Raw genomic sequence first — 21,380 nt, 5'->3', positions numbered from 1 at the left:
CTCACACCTTCTGTTCCTGAGCGAGGCGACCCGGCACACCGCCGATCGAACCCGCGCCCATCGTAATCACCACATCACCGTCGCGCACCACCGTAGACAGCGCGTCCGGCACTTCATCGACCGTATCGACAAACACGGGCTCGACCTTGCCCGCGACGCGCAGCGCACGCGCCAATGCGCGGCCGTCGGCGGCGACGATCGGCGCTTCGCCGGCCGCATAGACGTCGGTCAGCACGAGCGCGTCGACGGTCGAGAGCACCTTCACGAAATCCTCGAAGCAATCACGCGTGCGCGTGAAGCGGTGCGGCTGGAACGCCAGCACCAGACGGCGGCCCGGAAACGCGCCGCGCGCCGCCGCCACGGTGGCGGCCATTTCGACCGGGTGGTGACCGTAGTCGTCCACCAACGTGTAGGAGCCCGCGGCCTGGCCGTCGCTTGTGACCGGCACTTCGCCATAACGCTGGAAGCGTCGGCCGACGCCGTTGAAATCCGCGAGCGCTCGCTGGATATCGGCATCTTTCACCTCAAGTTCAGTCGCAATTGCAATTGCGGCCAATGCGTTCTGCACGTTGTGCTCGCCCGGCAGGTTCAACATGATGTCGAGCGGCGCTGCGTCTTCGCGCATCACGGTGAAATGCATGCGGCCTTCACGCGCTTCGACGTTGACCGCGCGCACCTGCGCTTCGGCCGCGAAACCGTAGCGGATGATCGGCTTCGACACGAACGGCAGGATCTCTTTCACGTTCGGATCGTCGACGCACAGCACCGCTATGCCATAGAACGGCAGACGATGCGTGAATTCGATGAACGCCTGCTTCAGACGCGCAAAGTCATGGCCATAGGTATCCATATGATCGGCGTCGATGTTCGTAATGACTTCGATCACCGGGAACAGGTTCAGGAACGACGCATCCGATTCGTCCGCCTCCGCGACGATGAAGTCGCCGGTGCCCAGACGCGCGTTCGCGCCCGCGCTGATCAGCCGCCCGCCGATCACGAAGGTCGGGTCGAGCCCGCCCGCGGCGAGGACGCTGGCCACGAGCGACGTGGTCGTGGTCTTGCCGTGCGTGCCCGCGATCGCGATGCCCTGCTTCAGGCGCATCAGTTCCGCGAGCATCACCGCGCGCGGCACGATCGGAATGCGGCGATGACGCGCGGCCAGCACCTCCGGGTTGTCGCTGCGCACCGCGGTCGACACGACCACCGCGTTCGCGCCTTCGATGTTCTCCGCCGCGTGGCCGATCGAAATGCGCGCGCCAAGCGCGGCGAGGCGCTCGGTGACCGCGTTGCCCGACAGGTCCGAGCCGCTCACGTGATAGCCGAGATTGACGAGCACCTCGGCGATGCCGCTCATGCCGACGCCGCCGATACCGACGAAATGAATGTGTTTGACGATGTGTTTCATTGCTTTCCTTCTGGGCTCACGCCCGCCATCGAACCCGCACCCGCCACCGTCGCGCAGATTTGCGCGACCTGTTCGGTGGCATCCGGTTTCGCGAGCGAGCGCGAACGCTCCGCCATTTGCGCGAGACTTTCCCGCGTCTGGCTGCGCAACCAGTCGGCGAGCTTTTCCGCCGAGAGGTCGCGCTGTTGCACGACCAGCGCCGCGCCGTTGTCGGCGAGGAACGCTGCATTAGTGGTCTGGTGATCGTCGACCGCGTACGGGAACGGCACGAACAGCGCCGCGACGCCGACCGCCGAAATCTCCGACACCGTCATCGCACCCGAGCGGCAGATCACGAGATCGGCCTGCGCGTAGGCACTCGTCATGTCGTCGATGAACGGCACGAGCGAGACGTCAGCCCCTGCCTGCAGACCCGCCGCCGCGTAGTTCTCGCGCAGCGCGTCGATATGTTTGGCGCCCGCCTGATGCACGATGCGCGGCCGCTCGGTGGGGCCAAGCAGCGCGAGCGCGCGCGGCACGACTTCGTTCAACGCCGCGGCGCCGAGGCTGCCGCCCACGACGAGCACGTTCAGCGGACCATTACGCTGCGCGTAGCGTGCTTTGGGTGCATTCGCGCGCGCAAGTTCCTCGCGAATCGGATTGCCGGTCCATTCGCCGTGCGGCAACGCATTTGGGAATGCGACCAGCACGCGCTTCGCGAGCTTTGCGAGCACCTTGTTCGCGAGACCCGCGATCGAATTCTGTTCGTGCAGCACGAGCGGCCGGCCGCTCAGCGCGGTCATCAGACCGGCCGGGAACGTGATGTAGCCGCCCATGCCGAGCACCACGTCGGGCTTCACGCGACGCAGCACGCTCAAGCTCTGTGTGCACGCGCGCAGCAGGTTCACCGGCAGCATCAGCTTGGTCTTCAGACCCTTGCCGCGCACGCCGCCGAAGCGCACGTACTCCATCGCAATGCCGTGCTTCGGGACGAGCGTCGCTTCCATGCCCGCGGGGTTGCCGAGCCATACGACATTCCAGCCCCACGTCTGCATCACATGCGCGACCGCGAGCCCCGGGAACACGTGTCCCCCGGTGCCGCCGGCCATCACCATCAGCGTGCGTCGTGGCAGAGACGTCATACTTTGCCCCCGCGCATCAGCACACGATTCTCATAGTCCACCCGCATCAGCACCGCGATCGCCACGCAGTTCAGCAAAATGCCCGAACCGCCATAGCTGACGAGCGGTAGCGTCAAGCCCTTGGTCGGCAGAAGACCGAGGTTCACACCCATGTTGATGAAGGTCTGCGCGCCGAACCAGATGCCGACGCCCTTAGCGACCAGACCCGCGAACGTGCGATCGAGTGCGAGCGCCTGACGGCCGATCTCGAACGAGCGGCGCACGATCCAGTAGAACATCAGGATCACGACCAGCACGCCGACGAAACCGAGTTCCTCGCCGATCACCGCGAGAATGAAGTCGGTATGCGCCTCCGGCAAATAGTTGAGCTTCTCGACGCTGCCGCCGAGACCCACGCCGAACCACTCGCCGCGGCCGAACGCGATCAGCGAGTGCGTGAGCTGATACGCCTTGCCCTGTGCGTAGCGGTCGTCCCACGGATCGAGGTAGGCGAAGATCCGCTCACGACGCCACGGCGACGCCCACACCAGCAACGTGAACGTGCCCACCGCCGTCGCGACGAGGCCGCCGAACAGCTTGCCGTTCACGCCGCCGAGGAACAGCACGCCCATCGCGATCGCCGCGATCACCATGAACGCGCCCATGTCCGGCTCGAGCAGCAGCAGCATGCCGACGAGACCCACCGCGACCGCCATCGGCAGGAAGCCCTTCGCGAAGCTATGCATGTATTCCTGCTTGCGCACCGTGTAATTCGCCGCGTAGATCGTCACCGCGAGCTTCATGATTTCCGACGGCTGCATGTTCGTGATGCCGAGCGGAATCCAGCGGCGCGCACCGTTCACGCCTTTGCCGACGTGCGGAATCAGCACGATCACGAGCGCGACGAGCGAGATCAGGAACAGCTTCGGTGCGTACTTGTCCCAGGTCGAAATCGGAATGCGAAACGACGCGACGCCGATCACCGAGCCCATCACGACGAAGATGATCTGGCGCACGAGGAACGCCCAATCGCGGTACGACGAGTACTTCGGCGAATCGGGCATGGCGATCGACGCCGAGTACACCATCACGATGCCGAGCCCGAGCAGCGCGACGACGACCCACAGCAGCGAGTGATCGTAGTCGAGCATGCGCGAGCGCAGCGGCCGCACGCCGTTGACTGCGCTCGCGAGACCGCTGCCGTCCGTGCGATTGGACGTGCGCGCCGCGGCGCCGTTGCGGCCGGCTGGTTCGCGCGCACCGAAACGTTCCGACCAGCTCATATGATCGTCCCCCGTTCGGCCGCGATATCTTCGACCGTGCTGCGGAATACCGCCGCCCGGTGGGCGTAACCCTTGAACATGTCGAAGCTCGCGCACGCAGGCGACAGCAGCACCGCGTCGCCGGGCTGCGCGAGCGCGGTGGCCGCGCGCGTCGCGTCTTCCAGCGTCGCGTGATCGCTCATCGCGACGCCGCTGTGTTCGAGCGCCGCGCGAATCTGCGGCGCGTCGCGGCCGATCAGCATGACCGCGCGACACCAGCGCATCACCGGCGCGGCGAGCGGCTCGAATGCCTGCCCCTTGCCGTCGCCACCCGCGATCAGCACGACGCGTTGCGCGAGACCGTCGAGCGCGGCGACCGTCGCGCCGACATTGGTGCCCTTGCTGTCGTCCACGTAGTCGATGCCGTCGATCGACGCGATCAGTTCCACGCGATGCGGCTCGCCGCGATATTCGCGCAGGCCGTGCAGGAGCGGCGCGCCGGGCAGACCGATCGCGCGTGCGAGCGCATACGCGGCCAACGCGTTCGCGGCGTTGTGCAGACCGCGAATGCGCAGCGCGTCGGCGGGCATCAGGCGCTTCAGCGTGATGTCGGGCGTTGCGGCTGCTTCGTTCTTGCGGCGGCGCTTCGTGGCCGGCTCGTCATTCGCGTCGCGATCTTGCGCCTCGACGAGCCACACCATGCCGTTCTCGCGCAGCAGGCCGTAGTCGCCGTCGTTCTTCGGCTCGGTCACGCCGAACGTAACGATCTCCGCGTCGCCGCCGGCATGCGCGAGCGCCATCACGCGCGCATCGTCGCGATTCAGCACGCGCACCGTCCGTGTACCGAAGATGCGGCCCTTCGCGGCCGCGTACGCGTCGAGTCCGCCGTGCCAGTCCAGGTGATCCTGCGTGATGTTCAGCACGACCGCCGCGTCCGGCGTAAACGTATGCGAGGTCTCCAGCTGGAAGCTCGACAGTTCCAGCACCCACACATCGGGCAGCGCGGTCTGGTCGATCGCTTCGGACAGCTTGTCGAGCAGCGACGGGCTGATGTTGCCCGCCACCGCGACCTTCTTGCCCGCGCGTTCGCACAGCAAGCCGGTCAGGCTCGTCGTCGTGGTCTTGCCGTTCGTGCCGGTGATCGCGATCACCTTCGGCGCGTAGCCGGACTCGCCGAGCGTGCGCAGTGCCTGCGAGAACAGTTCGAGTTCGCCCCACACCGGGATGCCCTGCTCGCGCGCCGCCGTAACGAGCGGCAGAAGATCGGCGGCAAGCGGCGACAGCCCCGGGCTGATCGCGACCAGCTCGACGCCTTCGAGCAGCACCGGCGAAAACGGACCGCCGACGAAATCGGCATCGACACCATGCGCTTCGAGCGCGGACAGGTTCGGCGGCACTTCGCGCGTGTCGGCCACGCGCAGCCGACAGCCGTGCCTGGCGCACCAGCGCGCCATCGCGAGACCGGATTCACCCAGTCCCAGCACGAGCACCATCGGCTTTTGCCGATCCCGAAACTTCTCGCCGAACATCGCCTGCTTCCTTAAATACTGCTGCTTAACGCAATTTGAGAGTGGACAAACCGAATAGGCACAACATCAACGTGATGATCCAGAAACGCACGACCACCTGCGTTTCCTTCCAGCCCGACAATTCGAAATGGTGATGCAGCGGCGCCATCTTGAAGAACCGGCGCCCCTCGCCGAACCTGCGCTTGGTGTATTTGAACCACGCGACCTGCAACATGACCGACAGCGTTTCCGCGACGAAAATGCCGCCCATGATGAACAGCACGATTTCCTGACGCACGATCACCGCAACCGTGCCGAGCGCGCCGCCGAGCGCGAGCGCGCCGACGTCGCCCATGAACATCTCGGCCGGGTGCGTGTTGAACCACAAGAACGCGAGGCCCGCGCCGCCCATCGCCGAACAGAAGATCAGCAATTCGCCGGCGCCGGGAATGTGCGGAAACAGCAGGTACTTCGAGTAGACCGAACTGCCCATCACGTACGCGAACACGCCGAGCGACCCGCCGACCAGCACGACCGGCATGATCACGAGGCCGTCGAGGCCGTCGGTCAGGTTCACCGCGTTACTCGCGCCGACGATCACCAGATACGTGAGCACGATGAAGCCCCATACGCCGAGCGGATAGGTGACCGACTTGAAGAACGGCACCAGCAGGTCGGCGCGTGCGGGCAGGCCCATCGACAGGCCGCTGCGCACCCACGCCATGAACAGGTCGTAGACGCGCACGTTGCTCGCCTCGGAGACGCTGAACGCGAGATAAACCGCCGCGAACAGACCGATCACCGACTGCCAGAAATACTTCTCGCGCGACGACATGCCGCGCGGGTCCTTGTAGACGACCTTGCGGTAATCGTCGACCCAGCCGATCACGCCGAAGCCGAACGTGACGAGTATCACGATCCAGATGAAGCGGTTGGTCAGATCGGCCCACAGCAGCGTGGCCACGCCGATGCCGAGCAGGATCAGAACGCCGCCCATCGTCGGCGTGCCGGATTTGGCGAGGTGAGTTTGCGGGCCATCTTTGCGGACGGCCTGGCCGACCTTCATCGCGGTCAGCTTGCGAATGACCGCCGGGCCGCAGACGAGCCCGATCGACAACGCGGTGATGGTCGCCATCACCGCGCGAAACGTCAGATAACTGAACACGCGCAAGAAACCTGCGTCATTCTGCAGCCATTGCGCCAGCGCCAGTAGCATGCCTGGATCCTTCTATTTCAATGTGCAGCGGGCGTCGTGCCCGCGCCGTTGGGTTGTGGACTCGTAACGGCGTCCACCACGCGCTCCATCTGCATGAAGCGCGAGCCTTTCACGAGAAACGTTGCGGCAGCGCCGAAGCCGGCCTGCTGCAGTTGTGCAACCAGCGCGCCGACATCGGCGACGTGGTGCGCACCCGCGCCGTACGCGGTGCAGGCGTCGCGCGAGGCGTCGCCCATCGCATACAGCGCGTCGATACCGCGCTCTTTCGCATACGCGCCGATTTCGCGGTGAAACGCCGGGCCGTTGTCGCCGACTTCGCCCATGTCGCCCATCACGAGCACGCGCGGCGAGGCGCGCGACGCGAGCACATCGATCGCGGCGCGCATCGAGTCGGGATTGGCGTTGTAGGTGTCGTCGATCACGGTCGCACCCGCGAGCGCGCCAAGCGCGGCCTGCTTGACCTGCAGGCGGCCCTTCACCGCGCCGAACGATTCGAGGCCGCGCTGGATCGCGTCGAGCGACACACCCGCAGCGAGCGCCGCCGAGGTCGCGGCGAGCGCGTTGTGCGCGTTGTGATCGCCGAGCACCTGCAGCGTGACGTCGACGTGGCCCTGCGGCGTGTCGATTGACAGGCGCTTGCCGTCGAACTTGCCCGTCACCGCGGCTTCGGTCGTGCGCTCAGCGCTGTTCAACGCGAAATCGATGATGCGATTGCCGGTGGCAGCGACGCGCCAGATGCTCGCGTACGCGTCGTCGGCGGGAAACACGGCCGTGCCTTGCGGCGACAGCGCGTGAATCACGCTCGCGTGTTCGAGCGCGACCGCCTCGACGGTCGCCATGAATTCCTGGTGCTCGCGCTGCGCGTTGTTGACGACGGCAACCGTCGGCTCGGCGAGCTTCGCCAGCAGTTCTGTCTCGCCCGGATGGTTCATGCCGAGCTCGACCACCGCGAGCCGATGCGCCGCATGCAGACGGCACAGCGTAAGCGGCAGGCCGATGTCGTTGTTGAAATTGCCGGCGGTCGCGAGACGCGCATCGGCGCCGACCGCGGCCGCGAAGATCGACGCGATCATTTCCTTGACGGTGGTCTTGCCGTTGCTACCCGTGACCGCAACGAGCGGCATCTCGAACTGACGACGCCAGCCGCGCGCGAGCGCGCCGAGCGCCTGGCGCGTATCGGCGACGCGGATCGCGGGCACGCTCCAGTTCTCCGGCGTACGCGCGACGAGCACGGCAGCGACGTTGCGCTCAGCGACTTGCGGCAGGAAGTCGTGCGCATCGAAACGATCGCCCTTGATCGCGATGAACAGATCGCCGGGGCCGGCGCTGCGGCTGTCGGTCGACACGCGCTCGAAGCGCACGCTGCCGTCGCCGGTGACGGTCGCGCCGGGGATCTGCGCGGCGGCGGCATGTAGCGAGAACATGGTCATTCGCCACCTCCACGTGTTTGGGTCGCCCGCGCGGCGAGCGCGAGGCGGGCGTGGTCCTGATCGGAGAAAGCGCGTTTCTTGCCCATGATTTCCTGTGTCGCTTCGTGCCCTTTGCCGGCCAGCACGATCACGTCTTCGCGCGCGGCGCCGCGGATCGCCTGCAGGATCGCGCTGGCGCGGTCCTCGATGCGGCGCGCCTTCGCGGCGTCCTGCATGCCCGCGGCGATCTGCTCGATGATGGCGAGCGGATCTTCACTGCGCGGGTTGTCGCTCGTCACGACGACGTGGTCCGCGAGCCGCTCGGCGATCGCGCCCATCAGCGGACGCTTGGTGGCATCACGGTCGCCGCCGCAGCCGAACATGCAGACGAGTTCGCCGCCGCGCGCAGTCGCGATAGGACGCAGTGCTTCGAGCGTTTTTTCGAGCGCGTCGGGCGTGTGCGCGTAGTCGATCACGACGAGCGGTTCGTCGTTCTGCAAGCGGCCGCCCAAGCGCTGCATGCGGCCGTTCACCGATTCGAGCTTCGCGAGCTCGGCGAGCGCCGCGCCGAACGGCACGTCGGCAACAAGCAGCACGCCGAGCACCGCGAGCAGATTGCTGACGTTGAAGAGGCCGAGCGTTTGCACTTCGACTTCGGCGTTGCCCCAGTCCGACGTGTTCAGACGAAACGCGGTGCCGGTTGCGGTGGCACGCACGTTCGACGCGGTGAGCCACGCGTCGGCTTGCGGTGTGTCTTTCGCGTGAGCGTTGCCTTGCCCTGCCTCGATGCCGTAAGCGATCGTGCGCGCGTGAGCCCGCGTGCTCGCGAGCAAACGCCGGCCCGCGGCATCGTCGCGATTGATCACGGCCGCGCGCAACCCGGGCCATGCAAACAGACGCGTCTTGGCGGTTTCATAAGCTTCGAACGTGCCGTGATAGTCGAGATGGTCCTGCGTCAGGTTCGTGAACACCGCGACGTCGAACGCAGTGCCGTTCACGCGCCCTTGGTGCAGCGCATGCGACGACACTTCCATCGCCACCGCCTGCGCGCCTGCGTCGCGCAACCGCGCGAGGCTGCGTTGCAATTGCGGTGCGTCGGGCGTCGTGAAGCCGGTGTGCACGAGCTGGCCAACGAAGCCGGTGCCGAGCGTGCCGACGATCGCGCAGCGCGTGCCGAGCGCGGACAGCGCCGCGGCGACCCACTGGCTGCACGAAGTCTTGCCGTTCGTGCCGGTGATGCCGACGGCGAACATCGCGTCGCTCGGATCGCCATACCACGCGCTCGCGATCGTGCCGGCGAGTTCGCTCAACGCCGGCACCGGGTGGGCAACGGACGCATCGAGCGCGCCGCCGAAGCCTTCGGGCTGCACGAGGACGGCGGCCGCACCGCGCTCGATTGCGGCGTCGATGAACGGGCGGTTGTCCGCGCCCTCGACCGCGTACGCGAGGTACGCGTCGCCGGCCGCGAGCGTGCGCGTATCGGCGTGCAGATGCGCGCCCGGCTGCACATGCGCGTGCAGCCAGGAGAGGGCGTCGGCGATCTGCCGGTGCGCAGGATGTTGCTCGCGCAGCGTGCTCATCGCTCGACTCCTGGATGATTTTTCGGGTTGGCGGAAATGGTCATTTTCTTCACGCCGGGACTCGCCGACGGCCTGTTCGCGTCGGACGGCGCGGCCGGCGCGCCGGGCGCGGACGGCGCCGGATCTTCGGACACGACCATCTGCTTGACGGGCATGTCAGGCGGCACGTTCAGCGCGCGCAGCGTATCGCCGACGATGCCCGAGAACACCGGGCCCGACACCTGGCCGCCGAAGTGGCTGCCGGCGGTCGGTTCGTCGACCGACACCGCGACGACGATGCGCGGATTCGGCATCGGCGCCATGCCGACGAACGACGCGCGATATTTGGAGTGGTCGTAGCCGTGCGGCCCGTGCTTGTACGCGGTACCGCTCTTGCCGCCGACGCGATAGCCGGGCACCGCCGCGTCCGGCGACGTGCCTTGCGGCGACACGACGGTTTCGAGCATCGCGCGAACTTCACGCGCGGTAGTCGGCGAAAAGATTTGCGGACCGGTGGCCGGCTGGCTGCCCGGCGTATGGAAAATCGTCACCGGCATGATTTCGCCGTCGTGCGCGATCGCCGTGTACGCGCGGCCGAGCTGGAACAGCGACACCGACAGGCCGTAGCCGTAGGACATCGTCGCCTGCTCGATGCGGCGCCAGCTCTTCCACGGACGCAGACGGCCCGCCGCCGCGCCCGGAAAACCGATCTTCGGCGCCTGGCCGAGACCGATGCTGGTGTACATGTTCCACATCTCTTCGGGCCGCAGCTGCATCGCGATTTTGGTCGCGCCGATGTTGCTCGACTTCTGGATCACGCCGCCGACCGTCAGCACGCCAAAGCCGCTGTCGTCGGTGATGGGCGCACCGTCGAGTACGAAGTGGCCGTTGCCCGTATCCACCAGTGTAGTCGGGCTCACGCGGTGCAGATCGAGTGCGAGCGACACCGTGAACGGCTTCATGATCGAGCCCGGTTCGAACGTGTCGGTCAGGATGCGGTTGCGCAGCTGGTCGCCGGTCAGGTGCGAGCGGTCGTTCGGGTTGTAGGTCGGGTAATTGACGAGCGCGAGCACTTCGCCGGTGCGCACGTCGATCACCATCGCCGCGCCGGCCTTCGCCTTGAATTTCTCGACGGCCGCTTTGAGGTTCGTATAGGCGATGTACTGGATCTTGCTGTCGATCGACAGATCGACATCCTGCCCGTTGTGCGGCACGACCTGCTCGTCGACGTCTTCGATGATGTGGCCGATGCGGTCCTTGATCACGCGACGGCTGCCCGACGTGCCCGCGAGCAGCTTCTGGTCGCCAAGCTCGACGCCTTCCTGGCCCTCGTCCTCGACGTTGGTGAAGCCGATCAGGTGAGCGGTGATCTCGCCTTCCGGATAGAAGCGCTTGTATTCGTCGCGCGAGTAAATGCCGGGGATGTCGAGCGCGGCGACCTTGTCGGCGACGTCCACCGGCACCTGGCGCTTCACGTAGACGAAGGTCTTGTCCTCCGACAGCTTCGCACGCAACTCCTTGGTGGTCATGCCGAGCAGGTTGCCGAGCGCGTCGAGCTTGTCGGCGCCGAGGTCGTCCGGCACCGATTCGGGAATCGCCCAGATCGCGCGCACCGGCAGACTCGTGGCGAGCACGAGGCCGTTGCGGTCGAGAATCTTGCCGCGCGTGGCCGGCATGTCGATGCGGCGCTGATAGCGGATTTCACCCTGCTTCAGGTAGAACGCGTTGCCCGGACCCTGAATCCAGAACGCGCGCCCGGCGAGCGCGACGAACGCCATGAACAGCAAAAACACCACGAGCTTCGAGCGCCACATCGGCAGGCGCACCGACAGGATCGGGTTGGCCGAAAACGCGACGCTCTTGTGCGCCGACGATTTTTTCATCGCGTGCCTCCGCGACGGGTCGCGGCCGGCGCCGAGGCCGGAGCGGAAGTCGGGATGGGGGCGTCGATCGCCGTCGTGGCGCCCGGGTCGAGCGTCAGGTACTGGGTGCGGCCCGTGGTGGCCGATTGCATCTTCAGCGAGGCGGTGGCGGACTGCTCGATGCGCGACGTTTTGGACAGCGCGCTCTGCTGATACTGAAGCTGCGAGTAGTCCTGCTGCAACTGGCGCTCCTGCGACTGCGCGCGCTGCAGCTGGATGAAGATCTGACGCTGCTGATTGGTCGCGTTGACGACGGACAAGGCGCAGCCCATCACGATGATCAGCAGGAAAATATTGAGGCGGTTCATGGCGCGATCCGCTCCGCCACGCGCATCACGGCAGAACGGGCGCGCGGGTTGTCGGCGACTTCGGCGTCGCTTGCGAATACGCGGCCGATGATCTTGAGCGGCGGGCTCGGCAGGTCGACCGCGCGGATCGGCAGGCGGCGGTCGACCGCCGGCGTGCTCGCGTGCGCCTGCATGAATCGCTTGACGATACGGTCCTCGAGCGAATGAAAGCTGATGACCACCAGCCGCCCCCCTTGCTCCAACAACGACAACGCTGCTTCTAGAACGACTTGCAGCTCCGCAAGCTCTTGATTGACGTGAATCCGTATAGCCTGAAAGGTGCGGGTTGCCGGATCCTTGCCCTTCTCACGGGTTTTGACGACGTTAGCCACGATTTGGGCAAGCTCGCCCGTGCTGACGAGAGGCCCAAGACGGTCGGACTCTGCCCGGCGAGCAACAAGCGCCTTTGCAATCTGAAAAGCAAACCGTTCTTCCCCATAATCTCGTATCACCTCCGTCAATTCCTGCACCGTGGCCCGCGCGAGCCAGTCAGCAGCGGACTCGCCGCGCGTCGGGTCCATCCGCATGTCGAGCGGGCCGTCGGCGCGAAAGCTGAAGCCCCGCTCCGGATCGTCGACTTGCGGCGACGACACGCCCAGATCCAGCAACACGCCCGACACGCGCCCTACCCCGCGCTCCGCCATCGCGGCGCGCAGTGAAGCAAAACTCTCGTGGACGATGGCAAAGCGCGGATCGGCGATCTTTTGCGCCGTCGCGATCGCGAGCGGGTCTTTATCGAACGCGATCAGCCGCCCCGCCTCACCGAGCCGCTCCAGCACGAGGCGGCTATGGCCGCCACGGCCGAACGTGCCGTCCACATACGTGCCGTCGGCGCGCGTGACCAGCGCATCGACCGCTTCGTTCAGCAGCACCGTGCGATGCTGCAATTCGTTTCCCATCGCAGGTGCCATATCAATTAGCCGCGATCAGAACGTGAAGTCCTTCAACGCGTCGGGCATGCCCTCGGCGATCGCCGCCTGCTCCTTCGCGGCGTAGATCTGTGCATCCCACAACTCGAAGTGACGCCCCATGCCCAGCAAGGTCACTTCTTTCTCCAGCGAGCCAGCCGCGCGCAACTCCGGCGACACGAGCACGCGTCCTGCGCCGTCCATATCCACATCCATTGCGTTGCCGAGAAAGATGCGCTTCCACCAGGCCGCATTCATAGGGAGCTTGTCCACCTTGTCCCGGAAGACTTCCCATTCGGGGCGCGGAAACAGCAACAGGCAGCCGTCCGGGTGCTTGGTGATCGTCACCCGGCCCTCTGCCTGTGTTTGCAGCGCATCCCGATAACGAGAGGGAATCGACATCCGCCCTTTCGCATCGAGCGTCAGCGCCGACGCCCCTTGGAACACTTTGCTCTCCCTGTTGCGACGCCGTTTGGCGCCACTCGCCCGGTTCGTGAAAATCTACCCGAAAGTGATCTCGATAACACACAAAAATACACTTTCTCACACTGTCTCCCACTTTAGAGGAACGCTAAACACGGGTCAAGGGAGCGGCTCGCTTTTCGAGCGGATTTTGTTTGCTAGAACAAGGACTTAGCGCGACTCCTTCACGTCCCGTATAAAACGGAAAACCGTTATAAATTAATGGGCTAGTGCAACTTGTGAAGGTAATACGTGAAAAGTGCGAGGAAACAGCGCGAATTGAAAGAGATCGTTAAGGCGGCTGGAAGGGAAAATCCTGTACTGGGCAGACGTATGACGAGCGGCGCGGGGGCGCCGTCCTGGCTGCGGAAAATGCGTTCAGCGAGCGTTGCGGCGATACCTGAAGTACTCCGTCCTGCGTGAATCGCCTGACGGACTCAAATGTAATAAGCGGTGCGCGTCATCACTTTCGACATAGCGCGCATCAACGCACGCGCTGGAAACGGCAACTCGATGCCGCCCGCGTCCATCGCGGCCTTGCCGTGCTGCGCTTCGTCGATGCGCATCTGCTCGACGATCGCGCGCGATTCATGGTCGGCGGCCGGCAACTGCTCGAGATGACTGTCGAGATGCTGTTCGACCTGGCGCTCCGTTTCGGCCATGAAGCCGAGACTCACGCGATCGCCCAGACTTCCCGCGGCCAGACCGATCGTGAGCGCGCCGGTGTACCACAGCGGATTGAGCAGACTCGGACGGGAGTCGAGCGCTTCGAGGCGTTTGGAGGTCCACGCGAGATGATCCTCCTCTTCCGACGCAGCGTGATCGAACATGGCGCGCAACGAGGGCGAGCGGGTGGCGAGTTTCTGCGCCTGATAAAGCGCCTGAGCGCATACCTCACCGACGTGGTTCACACGCATCAAACCAGCCGCGTGCGCGCGCTCCGCCGGGGAGAGTTCGGGTGCCTCGGCCGTCGCCGCGGAGGCCTGCGGAAGCGGCAGCGGACGGCTCATTCGCGACACCCCTGTCAGTGAGCGTAAACCCCGATCGAACTCGCCAATCAACTCATCCAGCAACATAAAACGCTCCCTGATTCGAGAACCACCGCATGGATCCGGAAGGCCCCTGCGACAGGGCTTCGGATTGCAGATTCAGCTGCCCGGCAAGTCCGAATCCGCATGAAATTGGCGGTTAATTCGAGATTCTAGACCATGTTGCGTAAACGAAACAGCGCCCTTCTGGAGGGTCTCCTTTTGCTTTGTCCCATGTATGCCTTTTGTTACATTACGTGGCGACTTCTCGCGAAGTTGAATAAAGCAAGACCATCGGCACCAACAAAATATTTCGGCTTGCAAAAAGATTCGTAATCCTTGGAGATCATTCGATGAAAAAGTCGCTTCTGGCTCTCGCGGCATTGGGCGCCTTCGCAGGCGTCGCACATGCGCAGAGCAGCGTGACCCTGTATGGCATTGTCGACGTTGGTATCAATATGAACACCAACGCGGGCGGCAGTCATCTGTACAACATGTCCAGCGGCGTCCTGCAAGGCTCGCGGTTTGGCCTGCGTGGCACGGAAGATCTGGGCGGCGGTCTGAAGGCGCTGTTCGTTCTGGAAAACGGCTTTGACGTGACCAACGGCAAGCTCGGTCAAGGCGGCCTGATGTTCGGCCGTCAGGCGTACGTCGGTCTGCAGAGCAACTTCGGCACGGTCACGCTGGGTCGTCAGTACGACTCGGTCGTCGACTACGTGGGTCCGTTGGCAGCGGGTGATCAGTGGGGCGGTTACATCGGCGCTCACCCGGGCGATATCGACAACTTCAACAACACATATCGCACCAACAACACGATCAAGTACACGAGCACCAACTACAACGGTCTGACGTTCGGCGGCACGTATAGCTTCGGCGGCCAGGCAGGCAATTTCACCGCCAACCAGATCTGGTCGTTGGGTGCTGGCTACGCCAACGGTCCGCTGCAATTGGGTGTTGGTTACCTGAACGCGCGTACTCCGGCAGCATCGGGCGGTATCTTCAACAACGGCGGCACGATCGCGACGAACACGCTGGCCACCCCGACCGCTGCAGCCAGCTTCGCCGTGACGAGCCCGGTGTACGTCGGCTTCTCGTCGGCTAACACGTACCAGGTCGTCGGCGCGGGCGGTGCGTACACGTTCGGCGCGGCAACCATCGGCCTGACGTATTCGAACATCCAGTTCGGCAACCTCGGCAAGACGTTCCCGTCGCCGTTCGCCGGCCAGAAGGCCACGTTCAACAACGGCGAAATCAACTTCAAGTATCAGTTGACCCCGGCACTGCTGGTTGGCGCAGCGTATGACTACACGCGCGGCGAGCAGATCGAAGGCAACTCGCGTGCTCAGTACCACCAGGGCGCGCTGGGCGTGGACTACTTCCTGTCCAAGCGTACCGACGTGTACCTGATCGGCGTGTACCAGCACGCGCTGGGCGACACGGTCAACGCAGCGGGCCGGGTGGTCGCAGCAAACGCAGCCATCAACGGCCTGACCGGTTCGTCGACCAACAATCAGTTCGCGGCTCGCGTCGGTATCCGCCACAAGTTCTAATAAGTCGTAAAAACGCAGTATGTCTCAAAGGCGCCTTCGGGCGCCTTTTTTTGCGCGCGTGTTTTGCGCGCGCAAAAAAAGCCCGGCGCACTCTCGTGCGCCGGGCTTTTCTACTTGCTCGCTTAAGCCCTGCCTTCGCGCAACTCACGACGAAGGATCTTGCCGACATTGCTCTTCGGCAGCTCCGTGCGGAATTCAACGACCTTCGGCCGCTTGTAGCCAGTCAATTGCGTCTTGCAATACGCGAAGATCTGTTCGTCGGTCAGCGACGGATCCTTCTTCACGACGAACAGCTTCACCGCCTCCCCCGAATGCTGATCGTGCACGCCGACCGCCGCGACTTCAAACACGCCCGGTAGCTTGGCGACGACATCTTCGACTTCGTTCGGATATACATTGAAGCCGGACACCAGAATCATGTCCTTCTTGCGATCGACGATCTTCACGAAACCGTCCGCACTCATGACGCCGACGTCGCCCGATTTGAAGAAGCCGTCCGCCGTCATCACCTTGGCGGTTTCGTCGGGCCGATTCCAATACCCCGCCATCACCTGCGGACCACGAATGCAAATCTCGCCGGGCTGGCCGGGCGGAACCTCGTTGCCTTCGTCGTCGCGGATCGAGACTTCGGTCGACGGCAGCGGCAGGCCGATCGTGCCGTTGTACTCAGTGGCGGTGACGGGATTGCAGGTCACGCACGGCGAAGTCTCCGACAGCCCGTAGCCTTCGACGATCGGCGTGCCCGTCAGCTCGAACCAGCGCTTCGCGACCACTTCCTGCACCGCCATGCCACCGCCGTTGGCGGTCAGCAACTTCGAGAAGTCCAGTTTGTGGAACTCGGGGCTGTTCAACATCGCGTTGTAGAGCGTATTCACGGCGGGAATCGTCGTGATTGCATAACCTTCGAGCGACTTGATCATGCCGGGGATATCGCGCGGATTCGGGATCAGCACACCGAGTCCACCGGTGCGAATCGTCAGCAGCCCGCACACGGTCAGCGCGAATACGTGATACAGCGGCAGCGCGACGACAGTAATGAACTGATCGATATCCGTGCGGTTCGCGCGCACCGGATTGAGCCAGACCTCCGACTGCAGCACGTTCGCGATCAGGTTCCGATGCAGCAGCGTCGCCCCCTTGGCCACGCCGGTAGTGCCGCCTGTGTATTGCAGGAACGCGACATCGTCAGGCCCCTGCTGGACCGGCTCGAACGTCAGGCGCGCGCCCTCCGCGAGCGCGTCGTTGAACTTGACGTGGCCAGGCAGGCTCCACACCGGCACCATCTTCTTCACCTTGCGCACGACGAAGTTCACGAGCGGACCTTTGATGCCCAGCAGATCACCCATCGCCGCGACGATCACATGCTTGACCGCCGTATTGCGCACGATTGCCTGCAAGGTCCCCGCGAAATTCTCGAGCAGGACGATCGCCTCGGCGCCGCTGTCCTTGAGTTGATGTTCGAGTTCGCGCGGCGTGTACAGCGGATTCACGTTCACCACCACATAGCCCGCGCGCAGGATCGCCGCGATCGCAACCGGATATTGCAGCACGTTCGGCATCATGATCGCGATGCGCGCGCCACGGGCGAGCCCCTTCGATTGCAGCCACGCCGCGAGCTTGCGCGAAGCCTCGTCGAGCTCACCGTAGCTGATTTGCTTGCCCATACAAACGAACGCCGGTTTTGCGCGGTGTTCGCGAAAGGCCTCCTCGAGTAACTCGGCCACCGACGCATAGCGCGTCGGGTCGATCTCTGCGGGAACGCCGGGCGGATAAGATTTCAGCCAGATTTTCTCCATGCAGCGTCTCCTCAATTATTTTCGAATGGTCGTGCTAAAACGCATCGTAGCATGTGCATAATGCTGCCAATGGTGAAGGCGCCGGGGTTAGACGGCAGCCTCGAACTTGCAAGGCCGCGCGCCCGCATCAATGAGAAGGGCGATTTTCAGGCTCGCTCGACTTCGACGAGGCAGTCATAAAACGTCGCGGACCCGCCGAGATCGGTGAGCGCCTGGCTCGTCAGCTGATTGGCGTTGCGGCCGTCGGGCGCGAGCTTCTTCCACCAGATCGACAATCCGACGACCAATCCTTCGCGCGCCCGGTCGGTCACGCGGGCCCGCGCCTGCATCGAGCCGCGGTCATTGAAGATGCGCACCTGATCGCCGTCGCTTATGTTGCGCGCGTGCGCGTCGGCCGGGTGGATGTCCAGATGCGGCTCACCTTCCGTGGCGCGCAGACTCTCGATGTTCACGAAAGTGCTGTTCAGGAAGTTGCGCGCCGGGGGCGAAATCATCGCGAGCGGATAGCGGGCGGCCAGTTCGGGCGCGCCGTCGGCCGATTCGTGGGGCGGCAGGTAGTTTGGCAACGGGTCGAGGCCCTGTTGGGCGAGACGCTCGCTGTAGAACTCGCACTTGCCGGATGGCGTGCGGAAGCCGCCGTCGGCAAACGGCGCGTCGGGCAGATTGAGCCGGGCCCAGCCGGCTTGCTTCAGGGTCGGCCAGTCAATGCCTTCCAGCGTCTTGTCGTCCCAGCGAAATGCTGCTTGCGCGACGGCTTCGTCGCTGTCGAAGAGTGCCGGTTCCGTCAGTCCCATGCGGCGCGCGAGGCCGCGGAAGATCTCGGTATTCGGGCGCGCGTCGCCGAGCGGCGCGATGGCGGGCAGGTTGACCATCACGTGCGTGTGCCCGTATGACTTGTGCACGTCGAGATGCTCGAGTTGCGTCGTGGCGGGCAGCAGCAGGTCGGCATAATCCGCCGTGTCGGTCTGGAAATGCTCGAGCACGATCGTGAACAGGTCCTCGCGCGCAAAGCCGGCCGCGACGCGTTCGGAGTCGGGCGCGACCGCGACCGGATTCGAGTTGTAGACGACGATCGCCTCGATCTTCGGGCCGAACGCGGGGGCGCCCGGATGGAGCAACGCTTCGCCGATCGCGTTCATATTGATCACACGGCTTGGTTTCGACGGCCAGCCGGGCATCAGGTCAGGACGTTGCAACGCATGCGAGTCGACTGGCGCCCAGCCGCTCGACGACAACAGCGCCCCACCGGCGCGCTCGCGCCACGCACCCGTCAGCGACGGCAGACACGCGATGGCGCGCACCGCATTGCCCCCGCCCCGCACTCTCTGCAGACCGTAGTTCAGGCGGATCGCGGTTTTCCTGGTGGCGCCGTAAAGTCGTGCAAGATCGGCGATCTCCTGCTCGGCAACCCCGCAAATTTCACTAACACGCGACAGCGGATAGGTGAGCGCGCGCGCCTTCAAGTCGGCGAAGCCCAGCGTATGCGCGGCGATGTATTCGTGGTCGAGCAGATCCTCGGTGATCAGCACGTTCATGATGCCAAGCGCGAGAGCCGCGTCTGTGCCCGGCTTCAGCGCGATGTGCTGATGGCATTTCTCCGCGGTCAGCGAGCGATATGGATCGATTGCGATCAGCCGCGCGCCGCGACGCTTGGCTTCCTGCGCGCGCGTCCAGAAATGCAGATTCGATGCGATCGGGTTGGCACCCCAGATCAGGATCATTTCGCTCTCGGCGAAAAACTCGGTGTGCATACCGATGCCAGCGCCGTACGTGTATTTGAGGCCCGCGGCGCCGGCTGCCGAGCAAATCGTGCGATCCAGTTGCGATGCGCCAAGCTTGTGGAAAAATCGTTGCGCGATGCTGTCGCCCTGCACGAGGCCCATCGTGCCCGCGTAGCTGTAGGGCAGAATCGCTTCCGGCGCGCGACGCGCAATTTCGCCGAGGCGGATTGCGGCGAGGTCGAACGCTTCGTCCCAGCTGATCGGCTCGAAGCGGCCCTCGCCCTTGCGGCCGACGCGCTTCATGGGCGTCGTCAGCCGGTTCGGATGGTACACACGCTCCGCGTAGCGGCTGACCTTCGTGCACAGCACGCCTTGTGTCGGCGGATGGTCTGGATCGCCGACGACCTTGATCGCCCGTCCGTTGTCGACGGTGACGCGCATCGCGCAGGTGTCGGGACAATCGTGCGGGCACACGGCGCGCGCGAATTCGGTCGGGGCGTTCATGGGCGATCTGTCCTGGCTGGCGGTGAGCGGTCGGGCAAAGTGGAATTTTATTACGTCAATAGGCCGCGAAGCTTGGTGGTGCCGCGAAAAATGCCTTCGGCGTAGAATGAATTATTCGAAGTGCCTGGGCCGACGTGGTCCGTAGCGATCCCATGCTAGTCACGCACAAACGCATCCTCATTCCATCATGAAACTCATCCCCGAAATTCAAGCCGCTCGCGGCGAAATGCAGACTCTTCGACGAACCATCCATGCCCACCCGGAGCTGCGCTACGAAGAGACGGCGACTGCCGATCTCGTCGCGCGTTCGCTCGAGTCCTGGGGCATCGAGACTCACCGTGGTCTCGGCAAGACCGGTGTGGTCGGCGTATTGAAGCGCGGCAACGGCTCGCGCGCCATTGGTCTGCGCGCCGACATGGATGCACTGCCGATCCAGGAGCTCAACAGCTTCGATCATCGCTCGACAAACGACGGCAAGATGCACGCATGCGGGCATGACGGACATACGGCGATGCTGCTCGGCGCCGCGCACTATCTGGCCAAACACGGTGATTTCGACGGCACGATCGTCTTCATTTTCCAGCCGGCCGAAGAAGGAGGTGCGGGCGCGAAGGCGATGATCGACGACGGATTGTTCACCAACTTCCCCGTGGACGCGGTGTTTGGCATTCACAACTGGCCAGGCATGCCGGCGGGCCACTTCGGCGTGACCGAAGGCCCGATCATGGCTTCGAGCAACGAATTTCGCATTGAAATCAAAGGCGTCGGCTCGCATGCGGCGCTGCCGCACAATGGCCGCGATCCGGTCTTTACAGCGGTGCAAATCGCTAGCGGGCTGCAAAGCATCATCACGCGCAACAAAAAGCCGCTCGATACAGCCGTGTTGTCGATTACGCAGATCCATGCAGGCGATGCGGTCAATGTCGTTCCGAACGACGCGTGGATCGCGGGGACCGTGCGGACCTTCACCACGGAAACGCTGGACCTGATCGAGTCTCGCATGCGCAAGATCGCGCAGAGCACAGCCGAGGCATACGATTGCTCCGTCCAGGTCCACTTCCATCGGAACTATCCGCCGACGATCAACAGCAGCGAGGAAGCGCATTTCGCGGCGTCGGTCATGAAGGAGATCGTGGGCGCGGAAAATGTCGATGACGCAGTGGAACCGACGATGGGCGCCGAGGATTTTTCGTTCATGCTGCTGGAGAAACCGGGTTGCTATGCGTTCCTAGGGAACGGCGATGGCGGCCACCGCGAAGCCGGTCACGGTGCGGGCCCTTGCATGCTGCATAACGCGAGTTATGACTTCAACGACGAGCTATTGCCAGTGGGGTCGACGTATTGGGTCCGACTGGCACAGAAGTTTCTAGCGCAGAAGAAGTAGGGAGTTCCTGAAGCATTGAGGCGGGCGGATGTGTTGCTCGCTTCAATGAGGTTTGTGTGGCGCACCCGGACGGCAGGGCCACGCTTTTGGTTCGTGTTCAGCTGAACACGTCATCTTTTTCGATGACGGGCGCGTAAACGCAGAAACCCCACCGCGCTGGGTGGGGTTTCTGGTCCGGGTAAGGAGCCTGACGATTACCTACTTTCACACGGGCAATCCGCACTATCATCGGCGTGGAGTCGTTTCACGGTCCTGTTCGGGATGGGAAGGGGTGGGACCGACTCGCTATGGTCATCAGG

General features: G+C 64.2%; 16 protein-coding genes and 1 rRNA gene. 2 read left to right on the top strand and 15 right to left on the bottom strand.

The window, feature by feature from the left end; all coding sequences use genetic code 11:
• Position 1: 1 nt before the first annotated feature.
• The 12 genes from murC to coq7 all read right to left on the bottom strand — a co-directional run bounded on the left by murC (position 2) and on the right by coq7 (position 14,174).
• A complete protein-coding gene (murC, locus tag LJ655_RS16175; protein WP_230562264.1) occupies positions 2-1,405 on the bottom strand; it encodes a UDP-N-acetylmuramate--L-alanine ligase in 1,404 nt (467 codons plus the stop codon).
• Positions 1,402-2,526 carry an undecaprenyldiphospho-muramoylpentapeptide beta-N-acetylglucosaminyltransferase gene (gene murG, locus LJ655_RS16170; protein ID WP_230562263.1) on the bottom strand — a complete coding sequence of 375 codons (1,125 nt, stop codon included), beginning with the start codon at positions 2,524-2,526 and terminating at the stop codon, positions 1,402-1,404. Before murG ends, murC begins: the two co-directional genes overlap by 4 nt.
• On the bottom strand, positions 2,523-3,788 hold the full coding sequence (gene ftsW, locus LJ655_RS16165; RefSeq protein ID WP_230562262.1) for a putative lipid II flippase FtsW: 1,266 nt from the start codon (positions 3,786-3,788) through the stop codon (positions 2,523-2,525). Before ftsW ends, murG begins: the two co-directional genes overlap by 4 nt.
• Entirely contained in the window at positions 3,785-5,296 is a 1,512-nt protein-coding gene (murD, locus tag LJ655_RS16160) for a UDP-N-acetylmuramoyl-L-alanine--D-glutamate ligase (RefSeq protein WP_230562261.1), read from the bottom strand. Before murD ends, ftsW begins: the two co-directional genes overlap by 4 nt.
• A 25-nt stretch (positions 5,297-5,321) precedes the next feature.
• A complete protein-coding gene (gene mraY, locus LJ655_RS16155) occupies positions 5,322-6,491 on the bottom strand; it encodes a phospho-N-acetylmuramoyl-pentapeptide-transferase (protein WP_230562260.1) in 1,170 nt (389 codons plus the stop codon).
• A 17-nt stretch (positions 6,492-6,508) separates the two neighbouring features.
• The gene (locus tag LJ655_RS16150) at positions 6,509-7,921 is read right to left on the bottom strand and encodes a UDP-N-acetylmuramoyl-tripeptide--D-alanyl-D-alanine ligase (RefSeq protein ID WP_230562259.1); all 1,413 of its coding nucleotides are present in this window, start codon (positions 7,919-7,921) and stop codon (positions 6,509-6,511) included.
• Positions 7,918-9,480: a UDP-N-acetylmuramoyl-L-alanyl-D-glutamate--2,6-diaminopimelate ligase gene (locus LJ655_RS16145; RefSeq protein ID WP_230562258.1), complete on the bottom strand. Its 1,563-nt coding sequence runs from the start codon at positions 9,478-9,480 to the stop codon at positions 7,918-7,920. Before LJ655_RS16145 ends, LJ655_RS16150 begins: the two co-directional genes overlap by 4 nt.
• Positions 9,477-11,342 carry a peptidoglycan D,D-transpeptidase FtsI family protein gene (locus LJ655_RS16140; protein WP_230562257.1) on the bottom strand — a complete coding sequence of 622 codons (1,866 nt, stop codon included), beginning with the start codon at positions 11,340-11,342 and terminating at the stop codon, positions 9,477-9,479. The genes LJ655_RS16145 and LJ655_RS16140 overlap by 4 nt, the downstream gene beginning before the upstream one ends.
• Positions 11,339-11,689, bottom strand: coding sequence for a cell division protein FtsL (ftsL, locus tag LJ655_RS16135; protein WP_230562256.1), 351 nt, complete (start codon positions 11,687-11,689; stop codon positions 11,339-11,341). Before ftsL ends, LJ655_RS16140 begins: the two co-directional genes overlap by 4 nt.
• The gene (gene rsmH / locus LJ655_RS16130; protein ID WP_062124834.1) at positions 11,686-12,639 is read right to left on the bottom strand and encodes a 16S rRNA (cytosine(1402)-N(4))-methyltransferase RsmH; all 954 of its coding nucleotides are present in this window, start codon (positions 12,637-12,639) and stop codon (positions 11,686-11,688) included. The genes ftsL and rsmH overlap by 4 nt, the downstream gene beginning before the upstream one ends.
• A 15-nt stretch (positions 12,640-12,654) precedes the next feature.
• Positions 12,655-13,083, bottom strand: coding sequence for a division/cell wall cluster transcriptional repressor MraZ (gene mraZ / locus LJ655_RS16125; protein WP_062124835.1), 429 nt, complete (start codon positions 13,081-13,083; stop codon positions 12,655-12,657).
• A gap of 452 nt (positions 13,084-13,535) precedes the next feature.
• Positions 13,536-14,174, bottom strand: coding sequence for a 2-polyprenyl-3-methyl-6-methoxy-1,4-benzoquinone monooxygenase (gene coq7, locus LJ655_RS16120; protein ID WP_230562255.1), 639 nt, complete (start codon positions 14,172-14,174; stop codon positions 13,536-13,538).
• 305 nt (positions 14,175-14,479) lie between these two features.
• Here coq7 and LJ655_RS16115 point away from each other — a divergent pair, with 305 nt between their 5' ends.
• Complete coding sequence (locus LJ655_RS16115; protein WP_230562254.1) at positions 14,480-15,676, top strand: porin; 1,197 nt, start codon at positions 14,480-14,482, stop codon at positions 15,674-15,676.
• 122 nt (positions 15,677-15,798) lie between these two features.
• Here LJ655_RS16115 and LJ655_RS16110 read toward each other — a convergent pair whose 3' ends face one another.
• Both LJ655_RS16110 and LJ655_RS16105 read right to left on the bottom strand, forming a co-directional pair.
• Entirely contained in the window at positions 15,799-17,472 is a 1,674-nt protein-coding gene (locus LJ655_RS16110) for a long-chain fatty acid--CoA ligase (RefSeq protein ID WP_230562253.1), read from the bottom strand.
• Positions 17,473-17,618: 146 nt separating this feature from the next.
• A complete protein-coding gene (locus LJ655_RS16105; protein WP_230562252.1) occupies positions 17,619-19,697 on the bottom strand; it encodes a molybdopterin-containing oxidoreductase family protein in 2,079 nt (692 codons plus the stop codon).
• A gap of 187 nt (positions 19,698-19,884) precedes the next feature.
• Between LJ655_RS16105 and LJ655_RS16100 the strand changes: the two genes are divergently transcribed.
• Positions 19,885-21,081 (top strand): M20 aminoacylase family protein, encoded by a 1,197-nt coding sequence (locus LJ655_RS16100; RefSeq protein ID WP_230562251.1) that lies wholly within the window; start codon positions 19,885-19,887, stop codon positions 21,079-21,081.
• A gap of 185 nt (positions 21,082-21,266) precedes the next feature.
• On the opposite strand, the gene rrf is transcribed toward LJ655_RS16100, so the two are convergent.
• Positions 21,267-21,380: ribosomal RNA gene (gene rrf, locus LJ655_RS16095) — 5S ribosomal RNA — on the bottom strand.

The sequence above is a fragment of the Paraburkholderia translucens genome, assembly GCF_020881035.1.
Lineage (GTDB): Bacteria > Pseudomonadota > Gammaproteobacteria > Burkholderiales > Burkholderiaceae > Paraburkholderia > Paraburkholderia translucens.
Note: the sequence above shows the minus strand (reverse complement) of the source record. Positions and strands in the feature narration are given on the sequence as shown.